Raw genomic sequence first — 17624 nt, forward strand, 5'->3', positions numbered from 1 at the left:
GTCATTTATCAATTCGTTAAAGCGAGGCGTTATTTATTGCGGAATAAAGTGCGCGCTAAAATATTAATACCGAGCACAAACAGGGTAATCAATACAGCTCCTGCCCACGCTAAACGGTTCCAATCTTCAAATGGGCTGGCGGCATATTGGAAGATCACAACGGGTAAGTTCGCCAATGGGCCATTCATATTCAAAGACATAAACTGGTTGTTTAAAGCAGTGAAAAGCAAAGGTGCGGTTTCACCAGAAATTCGAGCTACCGCCAATAACACACCCGTAATAATGCCGGCACGCGCAGCACGATAGCTAATAAAGATCACAATACGCCACTGTGGGCAGCCCAATGCCGCTGCGGCTTCTCGGAGGCTATTTGGCACCAGTTGCAACATATTATCTGTAGAGCGCACCACAACAGGAATCACTAAAATAGCCAAGGCCAATGCACCGGCCCAACCCGAGTAATGCCCTACTTGAGCCACATGCACGGCATAGATAAACAAACCAATAACAATTGACGGTGCTGATAACAAGACATCATTTAAAAAACGCGTTGCAGGAGCCAGCCATCCTCGTTGACCGAACTCTGCTAGATACGTCCCTGCTAAAACGCCGATTGGTGTCCCTATGAGTGTTCCCACGCCAGCCATCATAAAACTTCCTATGATGGCGTTTAATAAGCCCCCATCCACGCCCGGAGGCGGCGTAGGCTGCGTCAACAGACTAAATGATAGCGCCGACGCTCCTTTCACTAGCAAGGTTAAGATAATCCAAAACAACCAAAACAAACCAAAAAGTAACGCCGCAGCGGATAGCACCAACATAAAGCGATTGAAGCGTTGTCGGCGTTTATAAAGCGGATTGGTGGGGGTTAAGGTCGAAGAAGTCGGTATTTGCATAGTCATAGTGGATTAGGATTTGATACCTTCGTTACGTGCCAAGCGGGCCAATAACACTTTAGAAACGGCCAACACTACCGTCGTGATCAAGAACAAGATCAAACCTAGCTCGAGCAACGCAGCTTTTTGCATTCCGCCAGCTTCATTGAACTCGTTAGCTAACGCAGAGGCAATGGAATTAGACGGAGCAAAAATGGAATTAGGCAAATTAAATGCATTACCAATAACGAAGGTCACGGCCATAGTTTCCCCTAACGCGCGGCCTAAGCCCAACATAATGCCACCAATCACGCCATTTTTTGTAAAAGGCAAGACGACCCGCCACATGACTTCCCATGTAGTGCTCCCTAAACCATAGGCAGACTCTTTGAGCATGGGCGGCACGAGCTCAAACACATCACGCATAACAGCCGTGATGAACGGCATAATCATAATGGAAAGAATTAATCCGGCCGTAAAAACGCCAATGCCAAACGGAGGGCCGGCAAATATAGAGCCTAAAATCGGCACCCCATCAAAAAGTTGAATCGCATTCGGCTGAATATAACGCTGAAATAACGGCACAAAAACGAATAACCCCCACATGCCATAGATAATGGAGGGAATGGCAGCTAGCATTTCAATCGCAGTACCTAAGGGCCGTCGTAGCCAAGTCGGAGACAGTTCGGTTAAAAACATAGCAATGCCAAACGAGACCGGCACCGCAATGACCAACGCAATAGCGGAGGTTAATAATGTTCCGATAATGGGTACCAATGCCCCGTAGTGGTTATTGACGGGGTCCCAATCATTTGTCCATAAAAACGCAAGACCATGAGCTGAAATCGACTCGCGGCTGCCCCAAACCAGAGAAGCCATAATACCTGCCAGCAAAATAAAAACAAAAAAGGCAAAGCTTCGGGTTAGGTTTTTAAATAGCAGGTCTACCAAACCATTCTGATTAGATTTCATGACGAGGTTTTAATGAAAGGGTAATGGACAAATGTCATCGTGTTATGCAGCAAGACGGACTACCTAATTAGATAGTACCGTCTTGAGTGATTCTAATGCTATCTGAATGTCGTCGTTATGCTACTTCCAGATCGCACTACCATCTTTGGCTTTAATTTCCTGAGCCCATAATTGCTTGATTTGGTCTGTCACCTCGGCGGGCAAAGGCACATAATCCAACTCAGCCGCCATGTCTTTACCATTAGTAAATGCCCAATCAAAAAAAGTTAACACAGCCTCCGCATTGGCGGGCTTATCTTGACTTTTGTGCATCAGAATAAATGTGGCTGCCGTCACAGGCCAAGACTGAGCACCAATTTCATTGGTTAACACTACACCCATACCTGGGGTACCGTGCCAATCCGCATTGGCAGCCGCAGCAGCAAAGGATTCTTGGGATGGTTGTACAAATTGCCCTTCTTTGTTTTCAAGCTGAGCCCAAGACAGTTGGTTTTGTTTTGCGTAGGCGTATTCCACATACCCAATCGAATCTTTAAGCTGGCGCACATACGCAGCAACGCCTTCGTTTCCTTTACCGCCTTGACCTGTGGGCCACTTCACTGCTTTACCTTCACCTACCTTTTCTTTCCAGTCCGCGGAAACTTTAGAAAGGTAATTAGTCCAACCAAATGTAGTTCCAGAACCATCTGAACGATGTACCACAACGATGGACTTATTCGGTAGGTTGAGATCGGGGTTTAACGCTTTAATAGCGGCATCATCCCACTTTGTAATCTTGCCTAAATAAATATCAGCTAATACGGGGCCTGATAAACGTAGCTCACCCGGCTTGATACCATCAATATTTACAACAGGAACCGTGCCACCGATAACCGCTGGGAACTGCAATAGGTTGTCTTTTTCTAGGGCCTCAGCTTTCATTGGGTCATCCGAAGCGCCAAAATCTACGGTTTTAGCGATGATTTGCTGTTGACCTCCACCTGAACCGATCGACTGGTAATTCACTTGTTTCCCTGTCTCTTTATGGTAGGCAGCTGCCCACTTCGCATAAACCGGATAAGGAAAAGACGCACCCGCCCCCGTCACATTCACCGCGTGAACGGATAGCGTCAGCGCACTCAAAGCCAAACCTACAGACAATTTAGAAAAAGCACGTTTCAACATCTAAGCACCTCTTGGTGATTTGAAATAGGCAGATCAATCTGCAACGGTTCCCAGTGTAAGACTTGAATATGACATGTCTATGACAGTCGTTTACTTGCGACAACGCTTATTGCCCTAGCTCCTGCATGAGTTGGTCATGTAAATTAAAATGATGACTGCTACGACTTCGTACGCGCACATATTGCCCCGAAGGTTGAGCACGCCAAGCCAACTGATTGTCTCTGAGGGCATAACGTAACGCTTCGTTAATCACGCGGCGCTTTAAGCGTTTATCTAATATAGGAACGGCTAACTCGACTCGTCGGAAAAAATTTCTATCCATCCAGTCGGCAGATGCAATGAATAAGTCTTCTTGGCCTGCGTTATAAAAATAAAAAACGCGTGAATGCTCAAGAAAGCGTCCCACAATCGAGCGTACTTGGATTTTATCTGATAACCCTGGTACCCCAGGCCGTAACGCACACGCTCCGCGCACAATCAAATCTATGCGTACGCCCGCTTGACTGGCCTCGTACAACGCATAAATGATTTTAGGCTCTAGCAACGAGTTCATTTTGGCCATGATGCGCGCTTTTTTGCCGTCTTTAACATGCTGTATTTCCCGTTGAATTCGGACCAGCATGCCATCATGCAAATTAAAAGGTGATTGCAGTAAGACCTGTAAACTGCGTCGCGTACCTAAGCCTGTGAGCTGACTAAACACTTGCTCCATATCAGAGCAAACTGCCTCGTTGGCGGTTAACAAACCAAAGTCGGTGTATAGGCGTGCGGTGCGTGGGTGGTAATTGCCCGTTCCTATATGACCATACCGTCGTATTTCGCCCTTTTCTCTACGTAAAACCAAAGCCATCTTGGCATGGGTTTTATAGCCGACCACACCATAGCTCACATGAGCACCGGCTTCTTCGAGCCGTGCTGCCCAGTTGATATTGGTTTGCTCATCAAAACGGGCCATCAGCTCCACCACCACCGTCACTTCTTTGCCTGATTTAGCCGCTTGAACCAGAACCTGCATTAACTCGGAATCCTCGCCAGTGCGATAAATAGTTTGTTTAATCGCCACGACTTGTGGATCTAAGGCGGCGGCACGTAAAAAGCTTAATACCGGCTGAAAGGACTGATACGGGTGATGCAATAAATGATCTTTACGTGCAATGGCTTTAAAGAGTTCCTTGGGGTTTTCTATTTGATCAAATGGCACAGGAATGGGTGCCTGATAAGGCGTAAACAATAAGTCAGGGCGGTCTGGCACATCGCACAGCTCTGCCAGACGCGATAAATTCACTGGCCCCAGCACACGATAAGTGTCTTTTTCCTCAAGAGAGAACTCACGCTGTAAAAAAGCAGAGAGCTTTTCTGGCATAGACACATCAATTTCTAAACGCACTGCTGCACCAAAATTACGTTGTGATAGTTCACCTTGTAGCGCCTGACGCAGGTTTGTGACTTCCTCTTCATCCACAAATAAATCGCTGTTTCGTGTGACGCGCCATTGATAACACCCCTTCACGTCCATGCCTGGAAAAAGCTCTTCAACAAAATGGCTAATTAAGGCTGTCAACAGTACATAACCATGTGGGATACCAGCAATCGTTACAGGCATTTTTAAAAGACGAGGCAATGCTCGGGGGGCTTGAACGATAGCAATAGACCCGGTACGTCCAAAGGCATCTTCACCAGAAAGAGAAATAATAAAATTCAGGCTTTTGTTGTATACCCGTGGAAAAGGATGCGCGGGGTCTAGGCCAATAGGGGTTAACAAGGGCATGACTTCGCGTTGAAACGTATCATAAGCCCAAGCGCGCTGCTCGTCTGTCCACTGAGGAGGTCGTAGCAAGCCTATGCCCTCTGCTTGTAAATCTGGCAGCACCTGCTCTAGCAACAAGTTATTTTGTTTGTCGACCAGCTCATGTGTAGCCTGTTGAATTTTAGTGAAGGCATCAACGGGAGAAAAGCCGTCTCCCTGTACGTGGTGGGGCGCTTGAGCCATTTTTTCTTTTAGGCTGGAGACCCGAATTTCAAAAAACTCATCTAGGTTTGAGCTGACGATGCACAAATAACGTAAGCGTTCTAATAAGGGTGTGGTTGGATTTTCCGCCATCGCCATAACACGTTCATTGAATTTCAATAATGAGAGCTCGCGATTAATGAGCATGACGGTGGGATGAGGGATCATAGTGTTCTAATGAAAAGAAAAAGAAAGATAGCAAATTTTATACTGCATGCATTTTACAATTGAATGAAGTGACTATTTTATTCGCGCCTATAAAACCACGTTAAGCTTAAATATCATGTGTTTTTATGTTCTTAAACGTATAATCGCAGCATAATTGATTACCAGTTAGTTCCCTATGGACCAACATTTACTTGCCGCCGTTGACTTAGGCTCTAATAGCTTTCGTTTATCCATTGGGCGGGTGGAACAACACAACGGCCACGCACAAATTTATGCGATTGACCGTTTAAATGAATCTGTGCGGCTTGCTGCCGATATGGGGCCCGACCGTCGCATCCATCCCGATGCAGTCAAACGGGCTATTACTATCTTGCAGCGCTTTCACGAACGTATCCAAGGTTTTCACCCCAATCGCGTTCGGGCCGTCGCCACCAACACCTTTAGGGTGGCCTCAAACCGAGATGAAATCCTCCCTATTGCCGAAGCGGCTCTGGGCTTTCCTATTGAAGTCATTTCAGGTTACGAGGAAGCCCGCTTAATTTACGCGGGTGTGAATAACGAGCTCCCTCCTTCTAGCGATAGGCGCTTGATGGTGGATATTGGCGGTGGGTCCACCGAAGTGATTATCGGTCGCAATACGCAGCCTTTATTGCTGTCTTCATTACCGATGGGCTGCGTCAGCTTTACGGATCGCTTTTTTGGCAGTGGTTTGATCACGGAAAACCGCATGAATCAAGCCATTCTTGCTGCACGGCGCGAAGTCGAGGTTATCGCTCAACAATACCGCAAAACAGGTTGGCAACAGGCTTATGGCTCTTCAGGCACAGCTAAAGGGCTAGAAGCCATCTTATTAGGAATGCGCTTTTCTGAGCGCGGCATTACCCTAGAAGGCTTGCATCAATTACGCCGCAAACTCGTGCGTGATAAAAAAGTCATTCCTGCCGATTTACCCGGCATTAAAGCTCACCGCGCCCCAGTATTAGCGGCGGGTTTGGCCATTATGATTGCTCTGTTTGAAGAGCTAAAAGTGACGACGATGCAACGCGGCGAAGGCGCGCTACGCATGGGGGTTTTATATGACTTACTTGGGCGTGACTCAAACCGCGACAAACGCGAAGAAACCGTGGTGCAGCTTAGCAAACGCTACCACATCGACTTAGCCCAAGCCGCCCGAGTCAAACAAACGGCTATGCAATTGTTTGAACAATTAAACCTACCCTCTAGCCCTGAAACCAAAGAGCTTAAACTGGCCTTAGGCTGGGCGGCTGATTTGCACGAGGTAGGTTTATCTATTGCACACAACGACTACCATAAGCACACCGCCTATGTGTTAGATCATGCCGATATGCCAGGGTTTTCTAAAGACGACCAGTCCTTGTTGGCTTTTTTAACCCTGGGGCAACTTGGTAAGTTAGAAAAGCGTAAACTGCATCACGCTCAACGTGCCGACTGGTTAACTTTACTGTGTTTACGCCTAAGTATTATGTTGATGCGTCGCCGCGAAGACCTAGATAGCCTACCCCTATCTGTACAAACGAGCACGCACGGCGCTACTATTTATGCCGACAAAACATGGATCACGACGCGTCCGCTCTCAGAATACTCATTGCGCACCGAGCAAAGTGAGTGGGCTAAAGCCGACGTTAGGGTCAAACTGGTTTACAGCAACGCATTGCCACATACCAAGCCCAATTAAAAAGGCAGCCTATTGGCTGCCTAGTTGATCGTGCTTCGTGCAGTAAACAAAGGTTCTATCAAGCTAGCTTCACTGCTAAAAGACGCTTGATGCCGTCTTCTACTTGACTGAGCTCTTCGGCTTCGACCATTAACCGCAACTTAGGCTCTGTGCCGGATGGACGAATAAGAACGCGTCCTTTTTGGCCGAGTTCTGCCTCGAGTTGCTGTTTTACATCAACCAGTTCTTGGCATTCAGTCCAGTCACGCCCTTGTTCCCACTCTACGTTAACCATTTTCTGTGGATACATTTTTAGGTCAGCCACCAACTCACGCAATAAACTACCGTGGTGACGCATTGCCGTCAAAATCTGCAGCGCTGCAATAATACCATCACCAGTGGTATGGTAATCTAAACATAACAAGTGACCAGAGCTTTCGCCACCGTACAACCAGCCTTCCTCTAGTAGTTTTTCCAAGACGTACCTATCGCCTACGTTGGCACGTATGAACTCTAAACCCAGTTCTTTTAGTTTATTTTCTAAGCCTAGGTTAGTCATGAGCGTACCGACTACCCCTTTGACCTCTTGCGTCAGCATACGGTCTCGTACGATCATGTAAAGTAGCTCATCGCCATTATATAAGCGACCATCGCTACCCACCATTTGCAATCGGTCTGCATCACCGTCTAGCGCAATGCCGATATCGGCCCCACGCTCACGCACTACTTGCAGCAAATGATCGGTATAAAGCGCACCCACCCCTTCGTTGATATTAAACCCATCAGGCTCACACCCAATTGCATGAACCTCTGCACCCAGTTCACGAAATACGTGCGGAGCAATGTGATAGGCGGCACCATTGGCGGCATCAACCACCAGCTTTAAACCCGATAAGTCTAATTCATTAGGAAAAGTGCTTTTGCAGAACTCAATGTAACGACCTGCGGAGTCTTCGAGACGACGAGCACGGCCAAGCTTATCTGAAGCCACACAACTAATGGGCAGATCTAAGGCTTCCTCGATTTGAAGCTCGATCTCGTCGGGAAGTTTCATACCCTGTGCCGAGAAAAACTTAATGCCATTATCGTAATAGGGGTTGTGTGAAGCACTGATCACAATGCCGGCTGTTAGACGCAAGGTACGGGTTAAATAAGCCACGGCTGGTGTAGGAACCGGGCCCGCTAGCAACACATCGACGCCCGCAGCAGACAAACCAGCCTCTAAGGCGGACTCTAGCATATAGCCAGAAATACGTGTGTCTTTGCCAATTACCACTTTGGGACGTTTTGTTGACGTGTGTGCCCGCGCTAATACCACCCCTGCCGCATAGCCCAAGCGAAGTGCAAACTCTGCATTAATGGTGCTGCCACCGACCTCGCCGCGAATCCCGTCTGTTCCAAAATACTTGCGATTACTCATTTGTTATTCCTTGTTCTACTGCCTGCCAAACCTTAAGGGCATCGGCGGACTCAGCAACATCGTGCACGCGCACTACTGCCGCCCCACGCGCCACCGCTGCCAACATTCCTGCAATACTACCAGCAACTCGTTGCTGGGGTTCTTTGTTTACGACGTGCCCAATCATGGATTTACGCGACAGGCCAATTAACCATGGATAGGAGTCTAACTGAATTTGCTCTAAGTCACGTAAAAGGGTGTAATTATGTGCTGCGGTTTTACCAAAGCCCAAGCCTGGATCCAACATAATGCGTTCGGGCTGCACGCCCGCTGCCAATAATGCTTGCACACGCTGTTGCAAAAAATGACGCACCTCTGCTTTAACATCGTGATAGTGGGGGTTGGCTTGCATCGTACGAGGCTCGCCTTGCATATGCATCACACACAAGCCACAGTCTGAGTCGGCCACGGCGGCAATAGAGGCCGGATTTTGAAAACCGGCTATGTCGTTGATCATGTCAGCCCCTGCACGGAGCACAGCCCGCATCACCTCGGGTTTAAAGGTATCAATGGATAAGGGCACATTGAGCTCGTGCAAGGCCTCAATCACTGGCAGTAAACGACGTAGTTCTTCGTCTAATGCGACAGGTAGCGCCCCCGGACGCGTGGACTCGGCCCCTAAATCAAGAATATCAGCCCCATCAGCAATAAGCTGTTTGGCATGCGCAATTGCGGTTTCGGTTTGGAGGTATTGATTGCCATCGGAAAAAGAATCCGGTGTGATATTGACAATCCCCATCAATAACGGGCGCTCGAACCCGAATTCGAAGCGCCCGCATCGCCATGTTTTTTTCATGGAATACTAGTAAGAAAGTTAAATAGGTGTAGTCGCTGGTTTATCGTCGGCAGGCTTGTCGTCTGTTTTGACCTCGGTAGCATCGTCGATTTTCACCCCTGAAGTAGGCGGTGTTTTATCAGAGCCATTTGACTTGGTATCCGAGTAGTCTTTAGGTGGACGCGGTGCACGACCTTCCATAATGTCATTAATTTGCTCAGCATCAATGGTTTCCCACTCGAGCAAAGCTTGAGTCATGGCTTCCATCTTGTCGCGGTTGTCTTCGATGAGGCGACGTGCCACATTGTATTGCTGATCTATGATCGCACGGACCTCTTGGTCGACCTTTTGCATGGTGGCTTCGGAAATGTTGGTGGGTTTAGCCATACTGCGACCTAGGAATACCTCGCCTTCATTTTCGGCATACACCACCGGGCCTAAAGAATCTGTCATACCGTAACGCGTTACGATGTCGCGTGCAATTTGAGTGGCGCGTTCAAAGTCATTGGATGCCCCAGTGGTCATTTGATTCATGAACACTTCCTCGGCAATACGCCCCCCAAACAACACGGCAATCATATTGAGCAAACGGTCTTTATCCATGCTGTAGCGGTCTGTTTCAGGCAACTGCATGGTGACACCTAAAGCACGACCACGTGGGATAATAGTGACTTTATGGACCGGATCGGTTTTAGGCAATAAACGAGCCACCAAGGCATGACCAGACTCGTGGTAAGCGGTGTTACGACGCTCTTCCTCGGGCATGATCATAGAACGACGTTCAGCGCCCATGATGATCTTGTCTTTTGCACTTTCAAAGTCTTGCATATCTACCGTACGCGCATTGCGTCGGGCGGCAAACAAAGCGGCCTCATTTACGAGGTTAGCCAGGTCGGCGCCAGAGAAACCGGGGGTGCCACGGGCTAATACTTGAGCATCAACGTTGTTAGATAAAGGCACCTTGCGCATATGCACGCCTAAAATCTGTTCACGACCACGAATGTCGGGTAGCGATACCACCACCTGACGGTCAAAACGACCAGGACGCAACAAGGCAGGGTCTAGTACGTCAGGACGGTTGGTTGCGGCAATAACAATAACGCCTTGGCCTTTTTCAAAACCATCCATTTCAACAAGCAACTGGTTTAAGGTTTGCTCGCGTTCGTCGTTACCGCCACCTAAACCGGCACCACGCTGACGCCCTACGGCATCAATTTCATCAATGAAAATAATACAAGGCGCGTGTTTTTTTGCGTTTTCAAACATGTCGCGCACACGAGCAGCCCCAACCCCTACGAACATTTCCACAAAATCTGAACCAGAAATGCTGAAGAAAGGAACTTTGGCCTCGCCAGCGATAGCACGAGCCAGTAAGGTTTTACCGGTACCGGGAGGCCCAACCATTAAAACGCCACGTGGAATACGACCACCTAAGCGTTGAAAACGGGTGGGGTCACGTAAGAAATCGACAAGTTCTTGGACGTCTTCTTTGGCCTCGTCACACCCTGCTACATCTGAAAATGTAATGGGGTTTGTGTTTTCATCGAGCATACGAGCCCGTGATTTACCAAAGCTGAACGCACCGCCTTTACCCCCGCCCTGCATCTGACGCATGAAGAAAATCCATACCCCAATTAATAGCAGCATGGGGAACCAGGAAATAAAGATACTGGTCAAGAAAGACGGCTCTTCGCGCGCTTTACCTGAAACCTGTACGCCGGACTTTACAAGCTCTGGAACCATCCAGAGATCGCCCGGAGAGGTAAGAGAATAAGGACGGCCGGAATCGGGCGTTACGTAAAGCGTATCGCCTTGGATATCGACTTTAGACACGCGCCCAGCACGCGCGTCGTCCATAAATTGGGTATATGTTACGCCATCGGTGGTAGTAGGACGCCCGTCGAACTGTTTAAATACAGTAAACAGGACAAGCGCAATAACCATCCAAACAGCGACTTTGGAAAATGAGTTGTTCAACACCAACCTCCTAATTGCTTAAACTTGTAGAGCTAAGCTGACAGTTAGCTGTACAAGAGCCAATTATCACATTCTACCTGATAATGAGGCGTCTTAGCATACTGACGTGTTTTTTAATTGCCGCCCAACTAGAAAGGTTTCCGCTGAACGATCTCTAGACGACTTAGGCTTGCGCGTATTGACCTGACGGAAGTGTTCTTTGAAGGACTTCACTATTTGTGAAAAACCGCTGCCATGAAATGCTTTTACTATGAGTGCCCCGTTTGGCGTTAAATGCTGTTGGGCAAAATCTAGAGCTAATTCACATACATGTTGAATGCGAACTGAATCGGCGGCGGCCACACCTGATAAATTGGGGGCCATATCTGAAATAACAAGATCGACTTTTTGATCACCTAAAAGATTTTTTAATTGATCAAGCACCTCATCTTCCCTAAAGTCGCCTAAAATAAACTCAACGCCATCTATAGGCTCCATAGGCAACATATCTAAAGCAATAATACGGCCATTTATCTGTCCATTTTGCGTTAGACGTTCGCGTGCGACTTGCGACCAGCTTCCTGGTGCAGCCCCTAAATCCACAACAACGTTGCCCGGATGCAACAGTCTTTCGGTTTCTATGATTTCTAATAATTTAAAAGCAGCACGGGCTCTATAACCCTTTTGCTGCGCCATTTTCACATAGGGATCATTAATATGCTGATGCACCCATGCTTTAGAGGTTTTTTTCTTGCCCATTCCCGTACAATCTCATTATGCCTACATTAACTATTACTACTCAGCTACGTAACCAATTACGTGCCGCAGCCCATGCTTTACGCCCAGTGGTGCTTATCGGCGATAACGGTCTCACAGAAGCCGTGCTTAAAGAAATCGCTGTCCATTTAAACGTACACCAATTAATAAAAATTCGTGTCGCTGGCGATGACCGCGAAGCCCGTTTGGCTATTTATGATCAAATATGCCACGAACTGGGTACCGAACCGATCAATCACGTTGGAAAGATCTTAACAGTTTACCGTCAAAACCCAGATCGTCCTGATGTTTTACACGGTACCGAGCCCGAATCACGCGCTGTGCGTAAAGCTAACGAAGCCTACACACCTAAAAAATTGGCCGCTGCTGGCCTTAAAAAAACCAAAGGTGGCAAAAAAGTGCGCGTTCAGCGTTAAAAACCACAATAAAGTATCACAAATAATAAAGCCCACACTGGTGGGCTTTATTTATGCCTAACGCATAGTGAAAGTAAGTTTAGCGGTACTCAATGCTAAGAATTTCGTACTCGCGCACTCCTGCTGGGGCTTGAACCTCGACTACATCCCCTTCGGATTTGCCGATCAGTGCACGAGCCACTGGACTGGAAACAGAAATACGATTTTCTCGGATATCAGATTCCACATCACCCACAATCTGATAGATCACTTGATTTCCTGAATCGAGATCCTCTAGAGTAACGGTAGCACCAAAGACTACACGATCGCCCACATCCAGCGCCGCGGGGTCGATAATTTGTGCATTAGAGATAGTGCCCTCTAGCTCGCGAATGCGTCCTTCTACAAAGGCTTGACGCTCTCGTGCTGCATCGTATTCAGCATTCTCGGAAAGGTCACCCTGTGCGCGAGCTTCTGCAATGGCATTAATTACATCGGGACGCTCTACTGTTTTTAGGCGATGTATCTCGGCTTTTAAGCGTTCAGCGCCCTGCGCTGTCAACGGAATTGCAGACATATGTTTCCTGATTTAAGAATGAAAAACGCCCCCAAGATGACAGGAGCGCAAGAGAAATTTTTACGTTAAGAAAGTATGGGATGAATAAAAGCCGGTAGATAAATGGCTATGCATACTAACTTGAAAATAAAGCCCCAATAAATTGGGGCTTTAGATATATTGTCGGCAAAAGCTAATTAAATTGCAAGTACCAGAACACCGTACGGGCGTTAATTCGTGACTTTCTGCTGACGCAAAGACAGCAAAGCATGCATTAGGATTGCACCGAACGTTGCCGTTCCAATTCCATCTAAACGAATAATACCTAACTCTAGGCTGAAATTACCCGCGCCAAGAATTAACGTCACTGCAGCAACCAATAAATTTTGGCTTTTGCTAAAATCGACTTGGTTCACTACCCAAATGCGCGCACCCGCGACACTGATCAAGCCAAAAACCACAATCGACATCCCGCCCAACACAGGGCCGGGGATCATTTGAATGACGGCGCCAAACTTGGGGGAAAAGCCTAAGAAAATAGCAATCAGTGCAGCCACCGCAAAGACCAATGAAGAATAGATACGCGTAGCTGCCATGACACCAATGTTTTCTGCATACGTTGTTACGCCCGTTCCCCCCATGGAGCCTGATAACATGGTGGCAACCCCATCACCGACAAACGCACGACCCAAATATTTATCTAAATTTTGTCCTGTCATGGCTGAAACGGCTTTGACGTGACCTAAGTTCTCGGCGACTAAAATAATGGCCACAGGCACAATGACTGTCATGGCCTGTACCTCGAAAACAGGCGCAGAAAAACTAGGCATACCAAACCAAGCAGCCTGCGCTACCCCTGACACGTCAATCGGCGTGCCATAGCCCAAGCCATTAGTAAAAACAGCATAAAGTAAGCAGGCCACAATTAGGCCAACCAAAATCAAGAGACGCTGCACTACACCGCGGCTATAGACTGCAACCCCGCCCACACACAATACTGTCATTAATGCCATTAAGGCATCGAAAGTCCCTGAGCCCATGGCCCCTTTCGCAGCAATAGGGGCCAGATTTAAACCAATAACAGCCACAATGGCGCCTGTTACCACAGGGGGCATGAGTTTATTGATGACATGAGCAGCCCCACCTGAGCGCGCGTCTGCTACCCACACCACCGCGCCAATTAAGGTATAGACCAAGCCACACATAATAATGGCGCCTAACGCCACTCCAATGTTGGCATTGGCTCCGCTGCCCGCATAGCCAGTGACTGCAATGACTCCCCCAATAAACGCAAAACTCGAGCCCAAATAACTGGGTACGCGCCCACCAACAAACAAGAAGAAAATCAGTGTGCCGATGCCCGACATCAAAATTGCCAAATTTGGGTCAAACCCCATCAATAAGGGTGCCAAGATGGTTGAACCAAACATGGCCACCACGTGTTGTGCTGCCATGGCCACGGATTGTGGGGCAGGCAAATATTCGTTGGGTTGGACTACAGCATCCGGCGCAACAGAGGGAACTTTGCGCCAACGAGGAAAGTAGGTTTCAGACATAATTCGTGGTATAGAGAAAAGAGGTAGTGGCGCAAGTTTACGGCGCTACGAGCCAGCAATCAAGCTTTGGCTACGGATTCTGTTTCTTTGCTACTTATGGCTATCATCATTTATTTTTATTGGACAGATTCCCTTGTATTACCTAGGCTAGAACTGGTTTATTACCATCTAAAAACTTAGGAGACAAAAAATGAAAAAGCTAACACGGCATTTACTGACTGCGTTTGCGCTGAGCGCGCTCGCGCCTTTAGCCCAAGCGGGTACCGTTACGGTCATCACGTCATTTCCAAAAGACTTAACCCAAGCCTACAAAAATGCATTTGAGAATGCGAATCCAGATATAAAGGTTGAAATTCTCAATAAAAACACAGTATCTGGCATTGCTTTTGTTAAAGAAACACCTGCTGGCCGTCGCCCTGATGTGTTTTGGGCTAGTGCACCCGATGCATTCGAGGTGCTCTCTCAAGACAAGCTATTAAGCAGCGTCAAAGACATTGCAAACCCCGAAGTACCTAACGCCATTGGCTCATTTCCTGTCAATGACCCTAACGGTTTCTTTTTAGGTCAAGCGCTAGCGGGTTACGGCATTATGTACAATACGCGCTTTATTAAGGCTAAAAAACTGGACGAGCCCAAAACGTGGTCTGATTTATTAAAACCCGAATGGTATAACAACGTGGGGGTCACTTCCCCCTCACGCTCAGGCACTATGCATCTGACAGTAGAAACGATTTTGCAAGGCGAAGGGTGGGATAAGGGATGGAATACCTTATTACTGATGTCCGGCAATAGCGCTGCCATCACAGACCGCTCGTTTGGTGTACCAGATGGTGTGAACAACGGTCAGTTTGGCGCGGGTCCTGTGATTGACTTCTTTGGCTTATCCAGCAAGTTTTCTAACTTTCCTGTCGAGTTCATTTACCCCGACGAAACCGCTATCGTACCCGCTAATATTGCATTAATTAGCGAATCGGCTAACCCCGAAGAAGCCAAAAAATTTATTGAGTTCACCTTAAGCCCCGAAGGTCAAGAAATTTTGCTTATGCCACAGATTTCACGCTTGCCCGTTTTGCCTTATGACAAAATGACCAGCATCCCTGAAGGCTATCCTGACCCAATGAAAATTGTAGAGCGCAGCACGGTTAACTTCGATGTGAACCTATCACAAAGCCGTTATTTCATTGTGCAGTCTCTGTTTGATCAAACGATCACTTTCCGCCACAAAGAACTGCAAGCCGCCACTAAAGCGATTTGGGATGCCCAGAAAAAACTCGGCGACTCCCCTTCTGCTGAAGCAAAAACACGTTTAGATGAAGCGAAAAAATTGGCTTGGACACCTGTACTTAACGAAGATCAAGTCAAAGACAGTGCGCTGGTTGAGTTATTCAAAGCAGACAAAAAAGACCCTAAAGTGAACCAAGAATTATCCAAACTTCAGGGCGAATGGAACAATGCCGCTAAAACCAACTATGAAAAGGCAGAAGCATTAGCTAAAGAGGCAATGCGACTGTAATGTAGTCTTAGCCATCCTCGTGGCGTCATGAGGATGGTTTTTCTTTGCTCTAAACTCTTGGCTTCTTATGGCTCATTCTTTCTCTTCTCGATTTCCCATCGGTCTGGTATTAGTCGCTGGTTTGGTACTGGCTTTTCTCGTACTGTTTCTTGTGATTCCTATTGGGAACGTGTTTTTCACTGCTTTTGTTAACGCAGATGGTCACTTCACACTTGGCCACTTTTCAGCTTTTTTGCATCAATCGCTGTTAACAGAATCATTTAAAAACAGTTTATACGTTGCCGTCGCAGCCACTTTTTTTGCGTCGCTGATTGCCGTTCCGTTGGCTTATTTCACGATCCGATTTAGATTTAGAGGCGCACTGATTATCCAAACGTTGGGTATTTTGCCTCTTATCATGCCGCCTTTTGTGGGTGCGGTGGCCATGCAGCTAATTTTCGGCCGCTCTGGTTCAGTTAACCTGCTCTTAGATGATTGGTTTGGTATTACGTTGCCGTTAATGGACGGGCTCAACGGGATTATTTTTGTTGAAGCCATTCATTACTTCCCCTTTATTTTGATGAACCTGACGGTGGCCTTAAGAAACATTGACGGTGCCATGGAAGAGGCGGCAGTCAACCTAGGTGCCAAAGGCTGGCGTTTATTTAGACGCGTTATTTTCCCGCTAGCCTTACCTGGCTATGTAGCGGGCGCATCGCTGGTATTTGTTAAGGTATTTGATGACCTAGGCACCCCTTTAGTTTTGGGTATCACCAATATGTTGGCTCCCCAAGCCTATTTGCGTATTACGCAAGTAGGTATAGATGACCCTCTGGGTTATGTGATCAGCGTGATTATGATCGCTTTTTCTATACTCGCTTTGTGGCTATCTGCCCGCGCTTTGAAAGGACGCGATTACTCCACCCTGCAGAAGGGAGGGAACTCCTTACAGCAACGTACGCTTAGTCGTGGTCAATCCATTATGGCGTACACATGGATTGGTTTTATTTTGCTCTTAGTGTTGTCACCCCACATTGGTGTGTTGCTCTTATCATTGGCTACCGTCTGGAGTTTTGCCCCTCTACCAGACGGCTACACCATGGCTCATTACGCCTCAGTATTCCAAGACTCTCAGGGTATGATTGCCAATACCTTGCTCTACGGTGGTCTGGCCGCCTTCATTGATGTGATTTTGGGTACTGCCATTGCCTACATCATTTTGCGCACTAAACTGCCTGCGCGCCAAACTCTGGATTGGATTGCCTCCGCCGCCCTGGCAGTACCGGGCTTAGTATTGGCAATTGGATTATTACGTACCTTCCGTGATGTGGAAATCCCAGGCTTGGGTGTTGGTATTACTTCGACGTGGGTCATTATTATGTTGGCCTACTCGGTACGTCGATTACCTTACGCGCTGCGTTCGTGCATGGCGGCCTTGCAACAAGTTTCCATCAGCTTAGAAGAGGCCGCTGCCTCGGTAGGTGCCAACAAATTCAGTACGATTCGTCGCGTGGTAATTCCTTTAATGGCTGGAGGTATTTTGGCGGGGTTTGTCACCAGTTTTATGACGGCAGCAGTCGAGCTATCCGCTACGATCATGCTGGTCACGCGTGATAGCGATGCCCCAATGAGTTATGGCATTTACCTTTATATGCAAAGTCCATCTGGGCGTGGCCCAGGCGCAGCGCTAGGTGTATTGGCTGTCATTGCTGTCGCAATTGGTACCTATGCCTCGCATTTAGTCGTTGAGCGCACGTCAGCTCGTCAACGCCCCAGTCAACAGAATTAACATAGGC

At 47.7% G+C, this 17624-nt stretch carries 14 protein-coding genes; 4 read left to right on the forward strand and 10 right to left on the reverse strand.

Going from position 1 to position 17624, the window contains the following annotated elements; genetic code table 11:
- Window positions 1-29: 29 nt before the first annotated feature.
- From pstA to ppk1, 4 genes are all read right to left on the reverse strand, one after another.
- The gene (pstA, locus tag GGR41_RS04370) at window positions 30-902 is read right to left on the reverse strand and encodes a phosphate ABC transporter permease PstA (protein WP_229711063.1); all 873 of its coding nucleotides are present in this window, start codon (window positions 900-902) and stop codon (window positions 30-32) included.
- A 6-nt stretch (window positions 903-908) separates the two neighbouring features.
- Window positions 909-1847, reverse strand: coding sequence for a phosphate ABC transporter permease subunit PstC (pstC, locus tag GGR41_RS04375; RefSeq protein WP_167660835.1), 939 nt, complete (start codon window positions 1845-1847; stop codon window positions 909-911).
- Between the two features lie 120 nt (window positions 1848-1967).
- On the reverse strand, window positions 1968-3011 hold the full coding sequence (gene pstS, locus GGR41_RS04380) for a phosphate ABC transporter substrate-binding protein PstS (RefSeq protein ID WP_167660836.1): 1044 nt from the start codon (window positions 3009-3011) through the stop codon (window positions 1968-1970).
- A 106-nt stretch (window positions 3012-3117) separates the two neighbouring features.
- A complete protein-coding gene (gene ppk1, locus GGR41_RS04385) occupies window positions 3118-5187 on the reverse strand; it encodes a polyphosphate kinase 1 (protein WP_167660837.1) in 2070 nt (689 codons plus the stop codon).
- A 175-nt stretch (window positions 5188-5362) separates the two neighbouring features.
- On the opposite strand from ppk1, the gene GGR41_RS04390 reads away from it, so the two are divergent.
- Entirely contained in the window at window positions 5363-6883 is a 1521-nt protein-coding gene (locus GGR41_RS04390; RefSeq protein WP_167660838.1) for a Ppx/GppA phosphatase family protein, read from the forward strand.
- Window positions 6884-6941: 58 nt separating this feature from the next.
- Here the strand turns inward: GGR41_RS04390 and glmM are convergent, their stop codons facing one another.
- The 4 genes from glmM to GGR41_RS04410 form a co-directional block, all read right to left on the reverse strand.
- Complete coding sequence (glmM, locus tag GGR41_RS04395) at window positions 6942-8282, reverse strand: phosphoglucosamine mutase (protein WP_167660839.1); 1341 nt, start codon at window positions 8280-8282, stop codon at window positions 6942-6944.
- Window positions 8275-9117, reverse strand: a complete 843-nt coding sequence (folP, locus tag GGR41_RS04400; protein ID WP_167660840.1) for a dihydropteroate synthase — start codon at window positions 9115-9117, stop codon at window positions 8275-8277. The genes glmM and folP overlap by 8 nt, the downstream gene beginning before the upstream one ends.
- An 18-nt stretch (window positions 9118-9135) precedes the next feature.
- A complete protein-coding gene (gene ftsH / locus GGR41_RS04405) occupies window positions 9136-11073 on the reverse strand; it encodes an ATP-dependent zinc metalloprotease FtsH (RefSeq protein WP_229711062.1) in 1938 nt (645 codons plus the stop codon).
- A 93-nt stretch (window positions 11074-11166) separates the two neighbouring features.
- On the reverse strand, window positions 11167-11811 hold the full coding sequence (locus GGR41_RS04410; protein ID WP_077734714.1) for an RlmE family RNA methyltransferase: 645 nt from the start codon (window positions 11809-11811) through the stop codon (window positions 11167-11169).
- Window positions 11812-11828: 17 nt separating this feature from the next.
- Between GGR41_RS04410 and GGR41_RS04415 the strand changes: the two genes are divergently transcribed.
- Complete coding sequence (locus tag GGR41_RS04415; protein WP_167660841.1) at window positions 11829-12245, forward strand: YhbY family RNA-binding protein; 417 nt, start codon at window positions 11829-11831, stop codon at window positions 12243-12245.
- Window positions 12246-12324: 79 nt separating this feature from the next.
- Here GGR41_RS04415 and greA read toward each other — a convergent pair whose 3' ends face one another.
- Together greA and GGR41_RS04425 are read right to left on the reverse strand one after the other, a co-directional pair.
- Complete coding sequence (gene greA / locus GGR41_RS04420; RefSeq protein ID WP_167660842.1) at window positions 12325-12801, reverse strand: transcription elongation factor GreA; 477 nt, start codon at window positions 12799-12801, stop codon at window positions 12325-12327.
- Window positions 12802-13010: 209 nt separating this feature from the next.
- Complete coding sequence (locus GGR41_RS04425) at window positions 13011-14336, reverse strand: solute carrier family 23 protein (protein ID WP_167660843.1); 1326 nt, start codon at window positions 14334-14336, stop codon at window positions 13011-13013.
- A gap of 190 nt (window positions 14337-14526) precedes the next feature.
- Here GGR41_RS04425 and GGR41_RS04430 point away from each other — a divergent pair, with 190 nt between their 5' ends.
- Both GGR41_RS04430 and GGR41_RS04435 read left to right on the forward strand, forming a co-directional pair.
- Window positions 14527-15849 (forward strand): ABC transporter substrate-binding protein, encoded by a 1323-nt coding sequence (locus tag GGR41_RS04430; protein ID WP_167660844.1) that lies wholly within the window; start codon window positions 14527-14529, stop codon window positions 15847-15849.
- A 67-nt stretch (window positions 15850-15916) separates the two neighbouring features.
- A complete protein-coding gene (locus GGR41_RS04435) occupies window positions 15917-17617 on the forward strand; it encodes an ABC transporter permease (RefSeq protein ID WP_167660845.1) in 1701 nt (566 codons plus the stop codon).
- Window positions 17618-17624 lie beyond the last annotated feature (7 nt).

The sequence above is a fragment of the Paenalcaligenes hominis genome (genome assembly GCF_011927625.1).
Classification (GTDB): domain Bacteria; phylum Pseudomonadota; class Gammaproteobacteria; order Burkholderiales; family Burkholderiaceae_B; genus Paenalcaligenes; species Paenalcaligenes hominis.